The organism is Pseudomonas sp. HMWF006 (genome assembly GCF_003061205.1).
In the GTDB taxonomy this organism is placed as follows: Bacteria; Pseudomonadota; Gammaproteobacteria; order Pseudomonadales; family Pseudomonadaceae; genus Aquipseudomonas; species Aquipseudomonas monsensis.
In genome coordinates, this window is record NZ_QAIU01000219.1 from 9,296 (window position 1) to 27,222 (window position 17,927).

Annotated in this window: 18 protein-coding genes and 1 pseudogene; 12 read left to right on the forward strand and 7 right to left on the reverse strand. The window is 59.8% G+C overall.

Annotation, left to right across the window (positions count from 1 at the left end; genetic code table 11):
• Positions 1-15: 15 nt before the first annotated feature.
• The 3 genes from DBR24_RS08635 (at position 16) to DBR24_RS08645 (ending at position 3,265) form a co-directional block, all read left to right on the forward strand.
• Complete coding sequence (locus DBR24_RS08635) at positions 16-1,266, forward strand: lipoprotein-releasing ABC transporter permease subunit (RefSeq protein WP_128614503.1); 1,251 nt, start codon at positions 16-18, stop codon at positions 1,264-1,266.
• Positions 1,259-1,957: a lipoprotein-releasing ABC transporter ATP-binding protein LolD gene (gene lolD, locus DBR24_RS08640; RefSeq protein ID WP_123461955.1), complete on the forward strand. Its 699-nt coding sequence runs from the start codon at positions 1,259-1,261 to the stop codon at positions 1,955-1,957. The genes DBR24_RS08635 and lolD overlap by 8 nt, the downstream gene beginning before the upstream one ends.
• A 63-nt stretch (positions 1,958-2,020) precedes the next feature.
• Entirely contained in the window at positions 2,021-3,265 is a 1,245-nt protein-coding gene (locus tag DBR24_RS08645; RefSeq protein WP_123461957.1) for a lipoprotein-releasing ABC transporter permease subunit, read from the forward strand.
• A 122-nt stretch (positions 3,266-3,387) separates the two neighbouring features.
• Here DBR24_RS08645 and DBR24_RS08650 read toward each other — a convergent pair whose 3' ends face one another.
• Complete coding sequence (locus DBR24_RS08650; RefSeq protein WP_128614504.1) at positions 3,388-4,737, reverse strand: heavy metal sensor histidine kinase; 1,350 nt, start codon at positions 4,735-4,737, stop codon at positions 3,388-3,390.
• A complete protein-coding gene (locus DBR24_RS08655) occupies positions 4,737-5,417 on the reverse strand; it encodes a heavy metal response regulator transcription factor (protein ID WP_128614505.1) in 681 nt (226 codons plus the stop codon). Before DBR24_RS08655 ends, DBR24_RS08650 begins: the two co-directional genes overlap by 1 nt.
• Positions 5,418-5,572: 155 nt before the next feature.
• On the opposite strand from DBR24_RS08655, the gene DBR24_RS08660 reads away from it, so the two are divergent.
• Both DBR24_RS08660 and queF read left to right on the forward strand, forming a co-directional pair.
• On the forward strand, positions 5,573-6,106 hold the full coding sequence (locus DBR24_RS08660) for a plastocyanin/azurin family copper-binding protein (RefSeq protein WP_128614506.1): 534 nt from the start codon (positions 5,573-5,575) through the stop codon (positions 6,104-6,106).
• A gap of 61 nt (positions 6,107-6,167) precedes the next feature.
• Positions 6,168-6,998 (forward strand): NADPH-dependent 7-cyano-7-deazaguanine reductase QueF, encoded by an 831-nt coding sequence (gene queF / locus DBR24_RS08665; protein ID WP_123461965.1) that lies wholly within the window; start codon positions 6,168-6,170, stop codon positions 6,996-6,998.
• A gap of 106 nt (positions 6,999-7,104) precedes the next feature.
• On the opposite strand, the gene DBR24_RS08670 is transcribed toward queF, so the two are convergent.
• Positions 7,105-7,368: a DUF4404 family protein gene (locus DBR24_RS08670; RefSeq protein WP_128614507.1), complete on the reverse strand. Its 264-nt coding sequence runs from the start codon at positions 7,366-7,368 to the stop codon at positions 7,105-7,107.
• A 109-nt stretch (positions 7,369-7,477) separates the two neighbouring features.
• Entirely contained in the window at positions 7,478-8,098 is a 621-nt protein-coding gene (locus DBR24_RS08675) for an HAD family phosphatase (RefSeq protein ID WP_128614508.1), read from the reverse strand.
• 197 nt (positions 8,099-8,295) lie between these two features.
• Between DBR24_RS08675 and DBR24_RS08680 the strand changes: the two genes are divergently transcribed.
• A complete protein-coding gene (locus DBR24_RS08680) occupies positions 8,296-8,985 on the forward strand; it encodes a VacJ family lipoprotein (protein ID WP_123461971.1) in 690 nt (229 codons plus the stop codon).
• Between the two features lie 53 nt (positions 8,986-9,038).
• On the opposite strand, the gene DBR24_RS08685 is transcribed toward DBR24_RS08680, so the two are convergent.
• Positions 9,039-9,338: a PilZ domain-containing protein gene (locus DBR24_RS08685; protein ID WP_128614509.1), complete on the reverse strand. Its 300-nt coding sequence runs from the start codon at positions 9,336-9,338 to the stop codon at positions 9,039-9,041.
• A 274-nt stretch (positions 9,339-9,612) separates the two neighbouring features.
• Between DBR24_RS08685 and rssB the strand changes: the two genes are divergently transcribed.
• Together rssB and rssC are read left to right on the forward strand one after the other, a co-directional pair.
• Entirely contained in the window at positions 9,613-10,794 is a 1,182-nt protein-coding gene (gene rssB, locus DBR24_RS08690) for a two-component system response regulator RssB (RefSeq protein WP_123462941.1), read from the forward strand.
• Complete coding sequence (rssC, locus tag DBR24_RS08695; protein WP_042560140.1) at positions 10,794-11,276, forward strand: anti-sigma factor antagonist RssC; 483 nt, start codon at positions 10,794-10,796, stop codon at positions 11,274-11,276. Before rssB ends, rssC begins: the two co-directional genes overlap by 1 nt.
• A gap of 202 nt (positions 11,277-11,478) precedes the next feature.
• On the opposite strand, the gene tal is transcribed toward rssC, so the two are convergent.
• Both tal and DBR24_RS08705 read right to left on the reverse strand, forming a co-directional pair.
• Positions 11,479-12,405, reverse strand: a complete 927-nt coding sequence (tal, locus tag DBR24_RS08700) for a transaldolase (RefSeq protein WP_123461976.1) — start codon at positions 12,403-12,405, stop codon at positions 11,479-11,481.
• 208 nt (positions 12,406-12,613) lie between these two features.
• Complete coding sequence (locus DBR24_RS08705; RefSeq protein WP_128614510.1) at positions 12,614-13,564, reverse strand: glycosyl hydrolase family 5; 951 nt, start codon at positions 13,562-13,564, stop codon at positions 12,614-12,616.
• A gap of 290 nt (positions 13,565-13,854) precedes the next feature.
• Here DBR24_RS08705 and DBR24_RS08710 point away from each other — a divergent pair, with 290 nt between their 5' ends.
• From DBR24_RS08710 to DBR24_RS31760, 4 genes and pseudogenes are all read left to right on the forward strand, one after another.
• Positions 13,855-14,295, forward strand: a complete 441-nt coding sequence (locus DBR24_RS08710) for a low molecular weight protein-tyrosine-phosphatase (RefSeq protein WP_123461980.1) — start codon at positions 13,855-13,857, stop codon at positions 14,293-14,295.
• Positions 14,296-14,334: 39 nt separating this feature from the next.
• Positions 14,335-16,563 (forward strand): polysaccharide biosynthesis tyrosine autokinase, encoded by a 2,229-nt coding sequence (locus DBR24_RS08715; RefSeq protein ID WP_128614511.1) that lies wholly within the window; start codon positions 14,335-14,337, stop codon positions 16,561-16,563.
• Positions 16,564-16,594: 31 nt separating this feature from the next.
• Positions 16,595-17,677, forward strand: a complete 1,083-nt coding sequence (locus DBR24_RS08720; protein WP_123461984.1) for a glycosyltransferase family 4 protein — start codon at positions 16,595-16,597, stop codon at positions 17,675-17,677.
• A 14-nt stretch (positions 17,678-17,691) separates the two neighbouring features.
• Positions 17,692-17,927: pseudogene (locus DBR24_RS31760) on the forward strand (polysaccharide pyruvyl transferase family protein); the annotation flags it as partial.

Sequence of the window (17,927 nt, forward strand, 5' to 3'; positions counted from 1 at the left end):
CGAACAAGCCCCGACATGTTCAGACCTCTCTTCGTATTTATCGGCACGCGTTATACCCGTGCAAAGCGTCGCAATCATTTTGTGTCATTCATTTCCCTGACTTCGATGATCGGGCTCGCCCTTGGCGTGGTCGTGATGATCGTGGTGCTATCGGTGATGAACGGCTTCGATCATGAGATGCGCACCCGTGTGCTGGGCATGGTGCCCCACGCGACCATCGAATCCACCGAGCCGATCAACGATTGGCAAGGCCTGGCCGCCAAGGTCAAGCACAACCCGCAGGTGACGGCCGTTGCGCCATTCACCCAGATGCAGGGCCTGCTGACCAATAACGGTCAGGTGTCCAAGGTGTTGCTCAACGCCATCGACCCTGCGCTCGAGCGCAATGTGTCGATCATCGACAACTTCATGCAGCAGGGCAAACTCGACGATCTGACGCCGGGCAGCTTCGGCATTGTGATCGGTGACAAGGCCGCGACCAGGCTCGGGGTGGGCATCGGTGACAAGATCACCTTCGTCGCACCGGAGGTCAGTCTGACCCCGGCGGGGATGTTCCCGCGCATGAAGCGCTTCACCGTTGTGGGCATTTTCCATGTCGGCGCCGGTGAGCTCGACGGTTACCTCGGCGTGACCAACCTGCAGGATCTGGCGAAGATGCACCGCTGGAAACCTGATCAGGTGCAGGGCATCCGCCTGAAGTTCGACGACCTGTTCCAGGCGCCGCGTGTGGCGTGGAACATCGCCCAGCAACTCGGTGAAGACCATTATTACGCCCGCGACTGGACCCGTACCCACGGCAATCTGTATCAGGCCATCCGCATGGAAAAAGCCATGATTGGCCTGTTGTTGTTGCTGATCGTCGCCGTGGCTGCGTTCAACATCATTTCCACGCTGGTGATGGTGGTCAACGACAAGAAGGGCGACATCGCCATTCTGCGCACATTGGGCGCCACGCCGGGCACGATCATGCGCACGTTCATGGTGCAGGGCACGGTGATCGGCGTGGTCGGCACGGCGATCGGTGCCGTGGTGGGGATTTTCGCCGCGCTCAACGTCAGCGCGGCGATCTCGGCCCTCGAAGGGCTGATCGGCCATAAATTCCTGAATGCCGACGTGTATTTCATTGATTACCTGCCGTCGCAGGTGCAGAGCCAGGACGTGGTCATGGTCTGTGCCGCTGCGTTGGTCCTGAGTTTCCTCGCCACCCTGTATCCCGCCTGGCGTGCCGCGCGCACCCAGCCGGCGGAGGCGTTACGTTATGAGTGAGTCGGGCATGAGTGAACAAGCAATCCTGAGCTGTCGCAACCTGGGCAAATCCTACGAGGAAGGCCCGGAATCGGTGGAAGTGCTGGCCGGTCTGCAACTGGAGTTGCACCCGGGCGAGCGTGTGGCGATCGTCGGCAAATCCGGTTCGGGCAAAAGTACCTTGCTCAACCTGTTGGGCGGCCTCGACACGCCGACCCAGGGCAGCGTCTGGCTCGACGGCGAAGAGTTGTCGGCCCTGAGCGAGAAGAAGCGTGGCCTGCTGCGTAACCGTGCCCTCGGGTTCGTGTACCAGTTCCACCACTTGCTGCCGGAATTCACGGCGCTGGAGAACGTCTGCATGCCGCTGCTGATCGGCAAGACCGCGATCCCTGAGGCGCGCCAGCGCGCCACGGCCTTGCTGGAGCGAGTCGGCCTCGGGCACCGTCTGGAGCACAAACCGGCCGAGTTGTCCGGTGGCGAACGTCAGCGTGTGGCCATTGCCCGCGCCCTGGTGAACAACCCGGGTCTGGTGATGCTCGACGAGCCCACCGGCAACCTCGACTCCCACACCGCCGAAGGCATTCAGGACCTGATGCTGGAGCTGAGCACGTCGATGCGCACGGCGTTCCTGGTGGTGACTCACGACATGAACCTGGCTCGTCAGATGGATCGCGTCCTGCAGTTGCAGGAAGGCTGCCTGACGCCTATCTGACCGGCTGAAACCCGGTGCCTGTAAAGGCGCCGGGTCTTTTATTTTTATACGGTGCCCCAGCGAATGTTCAGACCGTTATCGATCTTTATCGGCACGCGCTATACCCGCGCCAAGCGCCGCAATCGCTTTGTTTCGTTCATTTCGATGACCTCTATGATCGGCCTCGCCCTCGGCGTGCTGGCGATGATCGTGGTGTTGTCGGTGATGAACGGCTTCCAGCGCGAAATGAGCTCGCGCATTCTCGGCATGGTGCCCCACGCGACCATCGTCGGCGTCAAGCCGATTGATGACTGGCAGCCGGTGGCCGCCGCCGCGATGAAAAATCCCGAAGTCACGGCCGCCGTACCGTTCACCGAGATGGAAGGCATGCTGTCCTACAAGGGCTTGATGCAGCCGATCCAGATCAGCGGCATCGACCCGGCCCAGGAAGGCAAGGTGTCGATTGTGGCGCAGCACATTGTGCAGGGGCGTCTCGATGCCCTGAAGCCGGGCGAGTTTGGTGTGGTGATCGGTGAAATCACCGCGCGGCGCTTTCGCCTCAACGTTGGCGACAAGCTGACCCTGATCGTGCCGGAAGTCAGCACCGCACCGGGCGGCATCACCCCGCGCATGCAACGGCTGAATGTGGTCGGTGTGTTCAAGGTCGGCGCTGAGCTGGATGGCTCCATGGGCCTGATTCACATGGCCGATGCGGCAACCATGCAGCACTGGGAACCGAATCAGGTGCAAAGCGTGCGGCTGGCGGTCAAAGACTTGTACGCCGCACCGAAAGTGTCTTCGGACATCGCCACAGGCCTTGGCGCCGAGTTCAAGGCTGACGACTGGACCCACACCCAGGGCAGCCTGTTCAGCGCCATGAAAATGGAAAAAACCATGATCGGCCTGCTGTTGCTGATGATCGTCGCCGTGGCGGCGTTCAACATCATCGCGACGTTGATCATGGTGGTGAACGACAAGGGCGCGGACATCGCGATCCTGCGCACCATTGGTGCCACGCCCCGGCAGATCATGGCGATCTTCATGGTGCAGGGCACGGTGATTGGCATCGTCGGCACCCTCATTGGCGGCGTACTGGGGGTGATCGCCGCGCTGAATGTCAGTGAGATGGTCGGCTGGGTCGAGCGGGTAACCGGGCAGCATATCTTCAGCTCCGACGTGTATTTCGTCAGCAATCTGCCGTCGGAATTGCAGGGTGGGGATGTGCTGTTGATCTGTTCGGCGGGCTTTATTCTGAGCTTCCTGGCGACGCTGTATCCGGCGTGGCGGGCGGCGAAGATCGAGCCGGCTCATGCCTTGAGATATTCCTGAGTTTCAAGTCCGTCTTCGCGAGCAAGCTCGCTCCCACAGGGTTTTGGGTCGTTCACAAATGGTGATTCAACTCGATACCTGTGGGAGCGAGCTTGCTCGCGAAGGGGCCTGAATGGCCGGCCTCATTTCCCCTTGGGCAACTCGATCACAAACCGCGTCCATCCCGCTTCTGATTCGCAATGAATCTCCCCACCATGGGCCCGGACGATAGATTGCGTAATCGCCAGCCCCAACCCCGCATGCTCGCTGCTGCCTTCCTGCCGCGCCGGATCTGCGCGATAAAAGCGGTCGAACAACCGCGGCAACAGTTCGGCTGAAATCCCGTCACCACTGTTCTCGACTGACACCTGCGCGGCGTGCGGCTGATCGACAATGGACAGGTGCACGCTGCCCGCCGCCGGGGTAAAGCGCAGCGCGTTATCCAGCAAATTCGACAAGGCCCGACGCAGCATGCTGCGATCACCTTTTATCTGCGCGTTACCCTCGCGACTCAGCGTCACTCCGGAGTCCTCGGCCAGTGGCGCGAAAAACTCCAGCAACACGTCGCTCTCGTCCGCCAGTTCCAGCGCCTCACGCTTGGGCATCAACAAACCGTGATCCGCCTTGGCCAGGTACAACATGTCGTTGACCAGTTGCGCCATCCATTGCAGTTCTTCGAGGTTGCTGTGCAGAGCTTCGCGGTAATCCTCGATCGGCCGTGGGCGGGTGAGGGTGACCTGGGTGTGAGTCAGCAGATTCGACAGCGGCGTGCGCAGTTCATGGGCGATGTCGGCCGAGAATGCCGACAGCCGTTGAAACGAGTCGTCGAGGCGTCCGAGCATGGCGTTAAAGCTGTGGGCCATTTCCGCAAGCTCGGGCGGCATTTGCCCTTCCGGCAGGCGGGCATTCAGCGATTGGGCGGAAATCCCACGGGCCACCGCGCTCATGCGCCGCAAAGGTCGCAAGCCGCTGCGTGCCGCCCAGGCGCCGAGCAGCGCGGTGGCCAGTGCCGAGAGGCCGACGGTCAGCCAGATCAGATGCTGCATGCGTTGCAGGAAGTGTTGGTGGTGGGTGATGTCCAGCAACAGTGTCAGTTGCGGCGAATCGCTTTTGTCCGGGTAGAGCGGGGCGTTGAGCACGCGGTAATCGGTGCCATCCTGATGGAGGGTTGCCAGCCCGGGTTGTTGCGGCAACTCCTTGGGGATGTGCGTCGAGCTGTCGTACCAGCGTTGGCCGTCGCTGCCGGTGATGCGCAGTGACAGATCGGCCTGCCGGCTCATTTCATCCGCCAGCCGCGCTTCGCCGGTGCCCGGTTGGACAGCCTGCAAGGCGCGGCGCAGGCCGATCAGTTTGCCGTCCAGTTGTTGCTGATCGAGTTCGATAAAGTGCGCCTCGCTGGCGCGGTTGAACAACACCCCGGCGAACAGCGAGACCACGGCAGTACACGCGGCAAACAACAGGGCCAGACGCGAACTCAAGGACAAGCGGCGCATCAGGCACCACGCTCTTCAAGCACGTAACCCATGCCGCGCACGGTGTGGATCAGTTTGTTCGGGAACTCATCGTCGATCTTCAGACGCAACCGGCGGATCGCCACTTCGATGACATTGGTGTCGCTGTCGAAATTCATGTCCCAGACCTGCGAAGCGATCAGCGACTTCGGCAGCACTTCACCCTGGCGGCGCAAGAGCATTTCCAGCAGGGCGAATTCCTTGGCGGTCAGGTCGATGCGCTGACCACTGCGCTCGACCCGGCGGCGGATCAGGTCCAGGCGCAGGTCGGCCAGTTGCAGGCTGGTTTCCTGTGGCGTGGCGCTGCCGCGGCGCAACAGGCTGCGTACCCGGGCCAGCAGTTCGGAGAAGGCGAAAGGCTTGACCAGATAATCGTCAGCGCCGAGTTCAAGGCCGTGCACCCGGTCTTCCACGGCGTCCCTGGCCGTCAGAAACAGGACCGGGGTATCCAGTCCGGCGCTGCGCACCGCTTGCAGAATCTGCCAGCCACTGCGACCGGGCAGCATCACGTCGAGGATCAACAGCGCATAATCACCACTCAACGCCAGGTGCTGGCCGCTGTTGCCGTCGGCCACCAGTTCCGTGTTGAAACCGGCCTCGGTCAGGCCCTGGCGCAGGTATTGGCCGGTTTTCGCTTGGTCTTCGACGATCAACAGTTTCATGGGCGGCTCGGGGTGATAGACACGAAGGTTTTATACCGTGCGCAACGGCAACACGCGCCAACCTGACAAAGTTGTAATCTGCCTGTCAGGTAGATGCCAGCGCAGGCCGGCTAAAGTTTCCCACAGGCTGAACCTTATCTTGTTGGAGTACGACCATGTTTTTGCGCAAATCCCTGGCGCTGAGCGCCTGTTTGTTGGCGTTGAGCGCGCCGGTGTGGGCCGCGCCAGCGCACACCTATGACTTCGGTCAACCGGCACCGGCCGCCAAGGCCACCCGCAGCATCGAGGTGGTGATGGGCGATATGTCGTTCGATCCCAAGGCGATTCAGGTCAAGGCCGGTGAGACCGTTCGTTTTGTGCTAGTGAATAAAGGCCAGTTACTGCATGAATTCAACCTGGGTGACGCGGCGATGCACGCCAGGCACCAGCAGGAAATGCTGCAGATGCAGCAAAGCGGCATGCTTACGCCGACCGGCATGAAGGATATGTCTCACGATATGGCGGGCATGGATCACGCCGCGATGGGCCACGGCATGAAGCACGACGACCCGAACAGTGTGCTGGTCGAACCGGGTACAACCGCCGAACTGACCTGGACCTTCAGCAAGGCCACCAGCCTGGAATTTGCCTGCAATATTCCCGGTCATTACCAGGCCGGCATGGTCGGCAAACTGACGGTCAGTCAGTAAGCACTCAAAGGCGGGCGCAAAGGCTGGTAGAATCCGCTGATTCTTCAGTCAGGTTTCCGCCATGCATCCCGCAGCCGAACATTCGCCGCTGGGCAAATCCAGCGAATACATCGCCACGTACACGCCGTCCCTGTTGTTCCCGATCCCGCGCACCGCGAAGTGGGCCGAACTGGGCCTGACCGCCGACACCCTGCCGTATGAAGGTGTGGATTTCTGGAACTGCTTCGAACTGTCGTGGCTGCTGCCGTCGGGCAAACCGGTGGTGGCGATCGGTGAGTTCAGCATTCCGGCCGATTCGCCGAACATCATCGAGTCGAAGTCGTTCAAGCTGTATCTGAACTCGCTGAACCAGACGCCGTTCGCCGACATCGCCGCGCTCGAAGCGACACTGGTCAAGGATCTGTCGGCGGCTGCCGGCAAACCGGTAGGCGTGCGGGTGCGCAGTCTGAAGGAGGTCGAAGCGGAAGGTGTCGTGGCGTTGCCCGGCGTGTGCATCGACGACCTCGACATCAGCGTCAGCAACTATGAACATCCGCGTCCGGAACTGCTGCGTTGCGATGATTCGCGGGTTGTCGAAGAAAGCGTGCACAGCCATCTGCTCAAATCCAACTGCCCGGTCACCAGCCAGCCGGACTGGGGCAGCGTGGTGGTGCAATATCGCGGTGCGGCACTGGATCACGCCAGTCTGCTGGAGTACATCGTCAGCTTCCGCCAGCATTCGGACTTCCACGAACAGTGCGTGGAGCGGATTTTCCTCGACCTGCAGCGCCTGCTGAAGCCGGAGAAACTCACGGTATTTGCACGTTACGTGCGTCGCGGCGGTCTGGATATCAACCCGTATCGCAGTACTGAATCTGTACAACTGCCGAACCACCGTCTGGTCCGTCAATAAACAACCTCTGTAGGCTCACTCCTACATGGGAAAACGTTTCAAATCACGAAAATGAAAAAGCCCTGCCGGTGATGGCAGGGCTTTTTGCATTGCAGTGGGAGGGTGATCAGATCCCCATGCTGCCCAGCGCATTGAAGATATTGCGCAGGGTGCCGGCAATAGTCGGGTGTTCCACTTCAAAGCGTTCCACCGCCAGGTTCACGCCATCAGCGATGCTGGCGTACTGCGTGGCGCTCTCCAGTTTGATTTCCGATTCGATCTGCGCCATCAGGGCATGCAGATCTTCACGCTCTGCTTCGGACAGCGGTGGATTCTGCTCCAGTTGCTCGCGCAGGGTATCGAGTTGTTTCTGCAGTTCTTGAGCGGGCATGACGTGGTTCCTTTTATCTAGAGGCACTGGCATTGACCGCAGCCGCGCGCCAAAGGTCTATGGCTGACCTTTAGATTAATCCACTCGCGTCGAACCTGCATGATCCCGATCAGGGCTTTTCACCTTTGAGGCGACGCAGGCGGATGTCTGCCAGGCAGGTGTCGAGCTCACCCAGATGATCAATCACCGAATGCACCCCGAGGCTGAACAGTTGCACGGTCGCTTTGCCGCGCCGTTGTTCGCGTTCTTTCTGCGTCAGCGCCTGCCATTCGCTCGGCGCCAGGCCGCACAGTGAGCCGCAGGAGGCCAGGCCAATCGTCCACAATCCGGCATTCAGGCCCGCTTGCAGCAGGCGCGGTTCGCCGCTGACCAGCACGCAGCCGTCCAGGCTGGCGACGTTCAGCTCCATCAGCGCTTGCCAGCAAGCGTTGGGCGACGGCCACGGATTGAGGGTTGCCGAGTGTTGTGCAGGTTTGATCCAGGCCGGCAGCGCAGCCGCCAGCGCTTGAGTGAGGGCAGGGGGCAGTTCATCGAGCCACGCACAGGGAATCTGTTGGCGCTGCAAACTTTGCAGGCTGTCGAGCGCACCGGGTGTGGCTTCGACGTGTTCGGGCAGGACGCCGCTCTGTTGTTGCGCGCGGGCGCCGAAATCCACCAGGCAACCGCTGAGACCGAACAGGACGGCGGTCAGACCGGGCTCGGCGAAGGGCAAGGTTTCGGCATGTGACATGGCAACGTCCCTGAAATAGCGATAAGGCTAGAGACTGTAGGTGACAGTTGCGTGACGGGTGCGTGAACGGCGGCGCGGGAACGTTCCTACAAGTTTGCACAATTGGCGGAATGCCCAAACGGCCTTTTACGCTTATACTAACGGCCTTAATGCCCGGGCCCCGACGCCCGCGACAGTACAAATCCAAGGAGTTTTCTATGCGCTGGAGCAATCCGCTCGCTCAGCTTTGTGTATGTGCCGGCCTGTTGCTGGCTCCGTTCGCCACTCAGGCCGCAACGGAAGAAGACCCTTGGGAGAGCGTCAACCGTCCGATCTTCCAGTTCAACGACTTCGTCGACACCTATGCACTGAAGCCTTTGGCCCAAGGCTATGAGTTTGTCACGCCGCAGTTCCTTGAAGACGGCATCCACAACATGTTCCGCAACGTCGGTGACGTCACTAACCTGGCGAACAACATTCTGCAGGCCAAACCTGCCGCCGCCGGTGTCGACACCGCGCGGATCATTTTCAACACCACCTTCGGCCTGCTCGGTTTCTTCGACGTCGGCACCAAGATGGGTCTGAACCGCAGCGACGAAGATTTCGGCCAGACCCTTGGCTACTGGGGTGTCAGCAGTGGCCCGTACGTGATGCTGCCGTTGCTTGGCCCGAGCACACTGCGTGACGCACCTTCCAGATACGTCGACAGCTACACCGGCCCGTACCGCTACATCAACGACGTGCCTGTGCGTAACTCGGTGTTCGGCCTGAACATCGTCGACACCCGTGCCAGCCTGTTGTCGAGCGAGAAGCTGATCAGCGGCGACAAGTACACCTTCATCCGCAACGCTTACTTGCAGAATCGCGAGTTCAAAGTGAAGGATGGCAAGGTCGTAGACGATTTTTAATTTCGACCGGTAAAACAGAAAGGCGACCTCAGGGTCGCCTTTTTTGTGTGTAGTTATTTCATCTTCAGGATGCTCAGGCCGAGCTTCTGGCTATCGCCTTCCTGAGCCTTGACCCAGACCACCTCAGTCTCGGCTTCCAGGCCGCTGAGTGCCGCATGGTCGGAATCTATGCGCACGCGCAAGCGGTCGCCGACCGCGAACTGCCGCGGCGCTTCAACCTGCATGCCGCTGCTGGAGAGGTCGATGCACACCGCGCTGATCTGATCACCTTCATGAATCAGCACGACATCGGCATCGACCCGCATGCGGATGAAATCGCGCTTTTCGCTGTAGTCCCGACTGGTTTGACTCATAGGTTCGTCCTTCCATTGGGTTACGGTTTGAGCTGTTCTTATAACTCTCGGTGATTTGACAAGTAAAGTCGTCAAGCGACCATCGGCGCATGCTTGAAACGCTCTGCGGATGGGAGTACCGTCTGCGCCTTAGAAGGGCACCTCTGGTGCAACCGTGTGCAGAGCCAATGCTCGAAAGCGGTGCAGCAGAGAGGCTAGAAAGCGAATCCAGTAGTCTGCGCAGGGCCCGATGCCTGCCCACTACGCCAACCTAATTCTGGCGCCGTTTGCCCACATGCCAAAAACCAGTGCCACGCTGCTGATAATCGATGATGACGAGGTAGTGCGCGCGAGTCTCGCGGCCTATTTGGAAGACAGTGGTTTCAGCGTCCTGCAGGCCAGCAATGGCCAACAGGGTCTTCAGGTATTCGAGCAAGAAAAGCCCGACTTGGTCATCTGCGATCTGCGCATGCCGCAGATGGGCGGTCTCGAACTTATCCGTCAGGTTACCGAGCGATCACCGCAGACGCCGGTGATCGTGGTTTCGGGCGCCGGCGTGATGAACGACGCGGTCGAGGCGCTGCGCCTGGGCGCGGCGGATTACCTGATCAAGCCTCTCGAAGATCTGGCCGTGCTCGAGCACTCCGTGCGCCGGGCCCTGGACCGTGCGCGTCTGCTGCTGGAAAACCAGCGCTATCGCGAGAAGCTGGAAAAGGCCAACCGCGAGCTCGAAGCCAGCCTGAACCTGCTCCAGGAAGACCAGAACGCCGGTCGCCAGGTGCAGATGAACATGCTGCCGGAAAGCCCGTGGAGCATCGACGAGTTCAACTTTGCGCACCAGATCATCCCGTCGCTGTACCTGTCGGGTGATTTTGTCGACTATTTCCGAGTTGACGAGCGCCGGGTGGCGTTTTACCTGGCGGACGTATCGGGTCACGGCGCTTCTTCAGCCTTCGTCACCGTGCTGCTGAAGTTCATGACCACGCGCTTGCTGTTCGAATCCAAGCGCAACGGCACCTTGCCGGAATTCAAGCCTTCGGAGGTCCTTGGTCATATCAACCGGGGGCTGATCAGTTGTAAGCTGGGCAAACACGTCACAATGGTCGGTGGAGTCATCGACGAGGAGACCGGTTTGTTGACCTATAGCATCGGCGGCCATCTGCCGTTGCCTGTGTTGTACACGCCTGACAGTGTTCGTTACCTGGAGGGGCGCGGTCTGCCGGTGGGGCTCTTCAATGAGGCCACCTACGAAGATCACGTGCTTGAGCTGCCGCCGACGTTCAGCCTGACGCTGATGTCTGATGGCATTCTGGATCTGTTGCCAGAACCCACGCTCAAGGAAAAAGAAGCTGCTTTGCCCCAGCGGGTGAAGTCGGCGGGCGGCAGCCTGGATGGTCTGCGGCAAGTATTTGGATTGGCCACGCTAGGGGAGATGCCGGATGATATCGCCCTGTTGGTGTTGAGCAGGAATCTTTAATGAGTACCGGTAGAATCCAGTTCGCCGAGCAGGACGGCACCTTCGTCCTGAAGTTCGTCGGTGAAGTTCGCCTGACCCTGTGTTCGGCGTTGGATGCGACTATTGAGAAAATCTTCACCGCGTTGAATTTCAACGCGATCGTGATCGATTTGACCGAAACCCGCAGCATCGACAGCACCACGCTGGGCCTGCTGGCCAAGCTGTCGATTCTGTCGCGGCAGAAGGTCGGCCTGTTGCCGACCGTCGTCACCACCCACGATGACATCACCCGTCTGTTGCAGTCGATGGGCTTCGAGCAGGTGTTCAACATCGTCAATCACCCGGTGCCTTGCCCGGAGTGCCTGGACGACCTGCCGGATCAGGATCAGTCGGAAGAAGTGGTGCGGATCAAGGTGCTGGAAGCGCACAAGATCCTCATGGGGCTGAACGACTCCAATCGTGAAGCATTCCATGACCTGGTCAATGCCCTGGAAAGACACTGATCTGATGAAGTGATGTGGTCTGGGCCGGCCTCTTCGCGAGCAAGCTCGCTCCCACACTGGATCAGCGTCGATCACCAATCCCCTTGTGGGAGCGAGGTTGCTCGCGAAGGCGTTAGATCAGACGATACATTTTCCATGGCGGACTGAATGAAAAAGGGCGAACCCTCACAGGTTCGCCCTTTTTGCATTTCACCAGCTCAGATCACAGCTTGGCTTGCAACAGCGCCTCAAGCTTCTCCTGATCACGGGCAAACTGACGAATGCCCTCAGCCAGTTTCTCGGTCGCCATTGCATCTTCGTTCGACAACCAGCGGAACTGCGCTTCATTGAGGCTCAGGCGTGCTTCACCGGCGTGGCCCGGGGCGAGTTTGCGCTCCAGTTTGCCGTTGTCTGCCGCCAGCTTGTCGATCAGGTCCGGGCTGATGGTCAGGCGGTCGCAACCGGCCAGTTGCTCGATCTGGCTGAGGTTGCGGAAGCTCGCGCCCATCACCACGGTCTTGTAGTCATTGGCCTTGTAGTAGTTGTAGATGCGCGTCACCGACTGTACGCCCGGATCATCGGCGCCGGTGTAGTCGTTGCCGTTGGCCTTCTTGTACCAGTCGTAGATGCGGCCCACGAACGGCGAGATCAGGAACACCCCGGCGTCGGCGCACGCGGCGGCCTGGGCGAAGGAGAACAGCAGGGTCAGGTTGGTCTGGATGCCTTCCTTCTCGAGGATCTCCGCCGCGCGGATGCCTTCCCAGGTCGAGGCGATCTTGATCAGCACGCGGTCACGGCCGATACCGGCCTTGTCGTACAGCTCGATCAGGCGGTGTGCGCGTTTCAGAACGGCGTCCTGGTCGAACGACAGGCGCGCATCCACTTCAGTGGAAATACGCCCTGGAATCACTTTGAGGATTTCCTGGCCCACCGCGACGCCGAAACGGTCGCTGGCCAGGCCGACATCGCCCTTGCAGTCGCTGACGCAGGCGTTCAGCAGTTCGGCGTAAGCCGGAATGGCCGCGGCTTTGAGCAGCAGGGAAGGGTTGGTGGTGGCGTCGACCGGCTTGACCCGGGCAATCGCTTCGAAGTCGCCGGTGTCGGCAACCACGGTGGTCATCTGTTTGAGTTGTTCCAGCTTGGAAGTCATGTGTGTGCTCTGTCCTGTGGGTTTGACGACATTACCCGAGCGCTGACAGTCACTCAAGGGTATCCGGGCGTATCGACGGCCCCGCTGGCAACAACCTGAGAAGGGTTGTTTGATGTGCGGGGCGCGGTAGTGATCAATACGATGCCAAAACCGGTCACAGGTTCAAAGCAACTGACAGCTAACGCCGGTTGAGCACTCAGGGTCAGGGCTAATGCTGGCTCAACTGGGTTCTGACTGCGGTTTCCGCCGGTTTCGGCTGGCCGTCGGCGGTCAAAAGACCGAAATTCTTCTCGCGATCATTGCTGCCGGTGTCGCTGTTTTTCCATTCGTAGATCGACGTCAGTGCAATGTTGCGGGTTTTGATATCGGCGACGAAGGCACTGATTTTACTGGCCTGACCCTCCGTACCCCCGTTGGACGCGAGCGCCGAGATACCCCATTCGCTGATCACCCCCGGCAGATGGAAGTTCTGCTGGATAAACGCTTGGGCATTGCTGATCTGCGTGCCGGTCATGCCATACGGATGATAGGAAATCGCGCTGAGGCATTTTGGGTATTCGCTGACGATGCGGTTGAGCGCCACCGTGGACGCCGATCCGGCGGTGGGTGGTCGGGCGAAACCGAAGCCGATCACCGGGGTGGCCTGAGGTTTTTCCTGCAGCGTCTTGCACGCGGCACTCATGAACGGCACGAACGTCGTATCGAAATTCCCGGTCGGCCAGTAAGTGTTCAGATCCGGCTCATTCCATAACTCGATCGCCACCAGTTGCGAACCGTAGGTCGTTGCCAGGCTGGTCAGCGCGTTGGCGTACGCGACGCCGGCGTTCGTCAGATCATTGGCCGGCAACGGCTTGGTCGCGCGCAAGGTCATCAGCACCGGCAGGCCAGCGGCACGGGCCACAGCGAAGGCGTCGCTGATCTGCTTTTGATAGGCCGCGCTGCCCAGGCTGTCAGTCCACACGCCAAAGCGTACGAAACTGAAGCCGGTGCTTTTGACCTTTTCGGCGTCGGCGGCGGAGAAGGTCTGGACCTTGACCTGAACACCGATGGTTTTATTGGCAGGCAGTGCCGGGAACAGTTCATTGGCGTGACTCTGGCCGGTTGCTGCCAGCAGCAACAGGGTCAGGGCGCCAAGTGGTTTCAGAGGTGCTGTTTTCATGTCGGTTCTCCGGGTGAGAAGTGACAACGGCGAAAAGTTTCCAGTGATAACCGATTCGAAACTGACAATCGCACTAAGTGCGCGAATGTTAGTTTTTGTCAGGAAGTCAGAGTCTGAAAATCACAGTTATTTTTAGTCCGGTAATTCCGTTTGGGCGACTTTTGGTGCTGTGGTACTTAATACGCTGGTACTAACAGGGCGAATCTGTTTCTGAGTGCAGGATGATCTAGTGGGTTCATTAAGATTTGTTCTGAGTGTTGGCAGAATGATATTACACAGGAAAGTAAACCTTGTTCAGAAATATCCTGGTTGTGTGCGTTGGCAATATTTGCCGAAGTCCGACTGCAGAACTTCTGTTGCGTAACGCGCTGACCGCATCAACCATCTCGGTGACCTCTGCAGGCCTCGCGGCGCGAGTTGGCGAAGGCATGGAGGCGTCGGCGCGCCAGGTCCTGGAAGACCGCGGCCACAGCGCCGAGGGTTTCAGGGCGCGGCAATTGACCGCCGATATCGTCAATGAATCGGACCTGATTCTGGTCATGGAAAAACAGCATGTAAATCAAGTCCTGAAGATTGCCTCTCACGCCAGAGGCAAAGTGTTTCTGCTCGGCAAGTGGCAGAGCGAGCGTGAAATACAAGACCCGTATCGTCAAGGCAAGGCCGCTTTTGTTCATGCACATGCATTGATTGAAGATGCCGTTAGTTCATGGGCGCAGCGCCTCGGGCATTGATCAATATTCTTCAGAACAGTGAATGGTAAGAACAGACTTATGCAGTTACCGTCAGTAATCGGCACCCGTGACAACGATCAAGACAGTATTGATCTGCTCGGCATATTCGGCAGTCTGATTGACCAGAAATGGCTGATCGGCGCATTCACCGGTGCCTTCATGGCCGCCGGCGTTGCCTATGCGGTTCTCGCCACACCGGTGTATCTGGCGAACGCGCTGGTACAGGTGGAGCCGAAAAAGAACGACATGCTCGGCTTTTCCGATCTCAACAGCATGCTCGGCGGCCAATCGCCGTCGGTGACCGAAATCGGCATCATCAAGTCCCGCGCGGTGATCGGCAAAACCGTCGATGACCTGCGTCTGGACATCGACGTCACGCCTAATACGTTCCCGATGATCGGTGGGTTTTTCGCCCGGCGTTATCGCGGCGAAACCGAAACCAGCGTGGCGCCGCCGCGTTTCGGCCTGAACAGCTATGCCTGGGGCGGCGAGCGTCTGGAGATCACCCGGCTCAACCTGCCCAAAGAACTGCTGGGGAAAAAACTTACGCTGATCGCCGGCGAACAGCAGCACTTCCAGTTGCTCGACGACAACGACAACCTGCTGGCGGAGGGCGTCACGGGTGAAGCCTTGGCCCAGGACGGCGTGGAAGTGCTGGTCGCCCAGTTGGCGGCGAACCCCGGCACCCGCTTCGAAGTGGTGCGCAATCCACGGATCGTGACCATTCAGGGGTACCAGGACGCCCTGGATATTTCCGAGCAAGGCAAAGAGTCGGGGATCATTCGTCTGGCGCTGGCCAGCGCCGATGCCGCTGAAGCGGTGAAGATCCTCAACAAGATTGCCGCGCTGTACGTGGATCAGAACGTGCGTCGCACTTCGGCGGAAGCTGCGCAGAGCCTGGCCTTCCTGCAAAGCCAGTTGCCCCAGGTCAAGCGTGATCTGGCCAAGGCCAGCGATGCGTTGAACGCCTATCAGACCCACGGCAAGACCGTGAACATTTCCCTCGAAACCCAATCGGTACTGGGCCAGTCGGTGGCGCTGGAAACACGGATCTCCGAGCTGAAAATGCAGCAGGCGGAGATGGATCGCAAGTTCACCAGCCAGCACCCGGCCTATCGCGCGTTGATGAGCCAGATCGGCGAATTGACTCAGCAGCAGAAGTCGCTGGCAGGCAAAGTCCAGGACTTGCCGGCCACGCAACAGGAATTGCTCAACCTGACCCGCGATGTCGAAGTGGCGTCGCAGATCTACACACAACTGCTGAACAAGTCCCAGGAACTGGACATCGTCCGCGCCGGTGCGGTGGGCAACGTGCGGCTGGTGGACACGGCGGATGTCGACCTGAGCAGCCCGGTCAAGCCGAAGAAGGCGCTGATCGTGCTGATCGCCACGTTGCTCGGCGCGTTCGTCGGTGTGGCGCTGGTGTTGCTGCGCAAATCCCTGAGCCGTGGCCTGGAAGGCCCGGAAGCCATCGAGCAACTCGGCTTGCCGGTGTACGCCTCGATTCCCTACAGCACCTTGCAGCAGGAAGAGGATGGCAAAAAGGGGCGCGCCCGCGATGGCGTCGACAAGCCGGCCTACCTGTTGGCCCTGCGCAATCCGACGGACCTGTCGATCGAGTCGATCCGCAGTCTGCGCACCTGCCTGCACTTTGCCGGGCTGGACTCGACCAATAACCGCATCATGATTTCCGGGCCGAGTCCGCAGGTCGGCAAGACCTTCGTCTCCTCCAACCTTGCCGCCGTCATGGCGCAAAGCGGTCAGCGCGTGGTGCTGGTCGATGCCGACATGCGCAAGGGCCATCTGCATAAAACCCTCAACACGCCGATCGTCAACGGTTTGTCGGACCTGCTGGTCAAGCGCTGCAGCATCGAGCAGGCGATCAACAAAATCGAAGGCGCGAACCTGCACTTCATCAGTCGCGGCCAGGTGCCGCCCAACCCGTCCGAGCTGCTGATGCACGCCAACTTCCGTGAGCTGCTGGCGCAACTCAGCGAGCTGTATGACGTGGTGATCATCGACACGCCACCGCTGCTGGCGGTGACCGATGCGGCGATTGTCGGTCGTGAGGCCGGGATCAGCCTGATCGTGACGCGCTTCGGGGTGAACCCGGCCAAGGAAATCGAACTGACCATCCGCCGCTTCGCGCAGAACGGCATCGAGTTGAAAGGTGCGGTGTTCAACGGCGTCGAGAAGCGCGCGGCCAGCTACTACGGCAACGGCGGCTACGGCTACTACAACTACGAATACGCGTCCGACAAATCCTGAATGGTCCTTACATGTTTGAAGTGGGTGAGTTGTGAAAAAAATACTGCACGTGGCTGAGACGATCAAAGGTGGCGTCGCGACGGTGATCCGCACCATTTCGGTTTCGCCCGAAGGCGACGCGGCGCGCTACGAGCTGGTTTACCTGGTGCCCCAGGATCAGGAAAAGGAACTGCACGGCATCGCGCCGCATCAGATCCGCACTTTCGCTCGCAGCGGGCGCAACGTGCCCTCGCTGCTGCGTTTTGCCTGGCGCCTGAGCCAGGTGATGCTCAAGGAAAAGCCCGACGTGGTGCATTTGCACAGCACCTTTTCCGGGGTGATCGGCCGCGTCGTGTGCGTACTGTTGCGACCGTGGCGCAAGCCGAAAATCGTCTATTGCCCGCACGCCTTTTCGTTCCTGATGGAAAGCTCGCCAACCAAGCAGAAGGTGTATGCGTGGATCGAGCGAGTGCTGCAGAAGGTCACCGACGTGATCATTTGCGTCAGCCAGTACGAGCTCGATAAAGCGGCGCGATTCGGCATCGAGCGCAAGCGCATGAAGCTGATCTACAACGGCATTCATCAGCGCGACGAGGCGCCGAAAGCCCAGAGCCCCGAGCCGATTCATCTGCTGTTTGTCGGCCGTCTCGATTACCAGAAAGGTTTCGACGTACTGCTCAAGGCCTTTGCCAAGGTGCAGCGCAACGACTTGAAACTGACGGTGGTCGGCAGTGCGGTCAACGAAGACTCCGTCGAGTGTCCGCCGATGGACGCCGTGGAGTACCTGCCGTGGGTCACGCCAACGGAAGTGCACGCGCTGTACCAGAAAGCCGATGCGCTGATTGTCCCGAGTCGCTGGGAAGGCTTTGCCATGGTGCCGCTGGAAGGCATGGCCATGGGGCTGCCGGTGATCGCCAGCAACTGCACCTCGCTGCCGGAACTGGTCACCGACGAGGTGTCCGGTTACGTCTTTCCCTCCGGTGATCACCAGGCGCTGGCCGACGTGCTGGCGAAAATCCAGAAGCCGCGCTTGCTCGACCTCGGCAACGAAGGTCGCAGCATTGTCCGCGAGCGTTTCAGCGCCGCGTTGATGATCCGCCAGACCTACGACCTGTATTGCGCTCCCACTTATTAAGTAGAACTCAGCTTATGAACGTAACGATTTTGCATGGCTACAGTGCGTCCAACTCCGGTGACGGTCTGCTCGTCGACCTGGCCATTGCCTTGGTGCAGCGCAACTTTGGCGACGACACGGCGATCAGTGTCGTGGCGTCCGATCCCGAGTCTTTCAACTACTTGCCGCACCCGCGTTTCGACGCGCCGGTGATGGCAGCCAAGGGGCTGGGGCGGGTCAAGCAAGCGGTGTTCCTCAACCAGTCCTACGC

Coding starts and splice junctions, on each gene's coding strand:
- DBR24_RS08685 (WP_128614509.1), bottom strand. CDS start 9,338: ATGAGTCAAACCAGTCGGGACTACAGCGAAAAGCGCGATTTCATCCGC.
- rssC (WP_042560140.1), top strand. CDS start 10,794: ATGAGTACCGGTAGAATCCAGTTCGCCGAGCAGGACGGCACCTTCGTC.
- queF (WP_123461965.1), top strand. CDS start 6,168: ATGCATCCCGCAGCCGAACATTCGCCGCTGGGCAAATCCAGCGAATAC.
- DBR24_RS08655 (WP_128614505.1), bottom strand. CDS start 5,417: ATGAAACTGTTGATCGTCGAAGACCAAGCGAAAACCGGCCAATACCTG.
- rssB (WP_123462941.1), top strand. CDS start 9,613: ATGCCAAAAACCAGTGCCACGCTGCTGATAATCGATGATGACGAGGTA.
- DBR24_RS08670 (WP_128614507.1), bottom strand. CDS start 7,368: ATGCCCGCTCAAGAACTGCAGAAACAACTCGATACCCTGCGCGAGCAA.
- DBR24_RS08650 (WP_128614504.1), bottom strand. CDS start 4,737: ATGCGCCGCTTGTCCTTGAGTTCGCGTCTGGCCCTGTTGTTTGCCGCG.
- DBR24_RS08680 (WP_123461971.1), top strand. CDS start 8,296: ATGCGCTGGAGCAATCCGCTCGCTCAGCTTTGTGTATGTGCCGGCCTG.
- DBR24_RS08675 (WP_128614508.1), bottom strand. CDS start 8,098: ATGTCACATGCCGAAACCTTGCCCTTCGCCGAGCCCGGTCTGACCGCC.
- DBR24_RS08645 (WP_123461957.1), top strand. CDS start 2,021: ATGTTCAGACCGTTATCGATCTTTATCGGCACGCGCTATACCCGCGCC.
- tal (WP_123461976.1), bottom strand. CDS start 12,405: ATGACTTCCAAGCTGGAACAACTCAAACAGATGACCACCGTGGTTGCC.
- DBR24_RS08635 (WP_128614503.1), top strand. CDS start 16: ATGTTCAGACCTCTCTTCGTATTTATCGGCACGCGTTATACCCGTGCA.
- DBR24_RS08660 (WP_128614506.1), top strand. CDS start 5,573: ATGTTTTTGCGCAAATCCCTGGCGCTGAGCGCCTGTTTGTTGGCGTTG.
- DBR24_RS08715 (WP_128614511.1), top strand. CDS start 14,335: ATGCAGTTACCGTCAGTAATCGGCACCCGTGACAACGATCAAGACAGT.
- lolD (WP_123461955.1), top strand. CDS start 1,259: ATGAGTGAGTCGGGCATGAGTGAACAAGCAATCCTGAGCTGTCGCAAC.
- DBR24_RS08705 (WP_128614510.1), bottom strand. CDS start 13,564: ATGAAAACAGCACCTCTGAAACCACTTGGCGCCCTGACCCTGTTGCTG.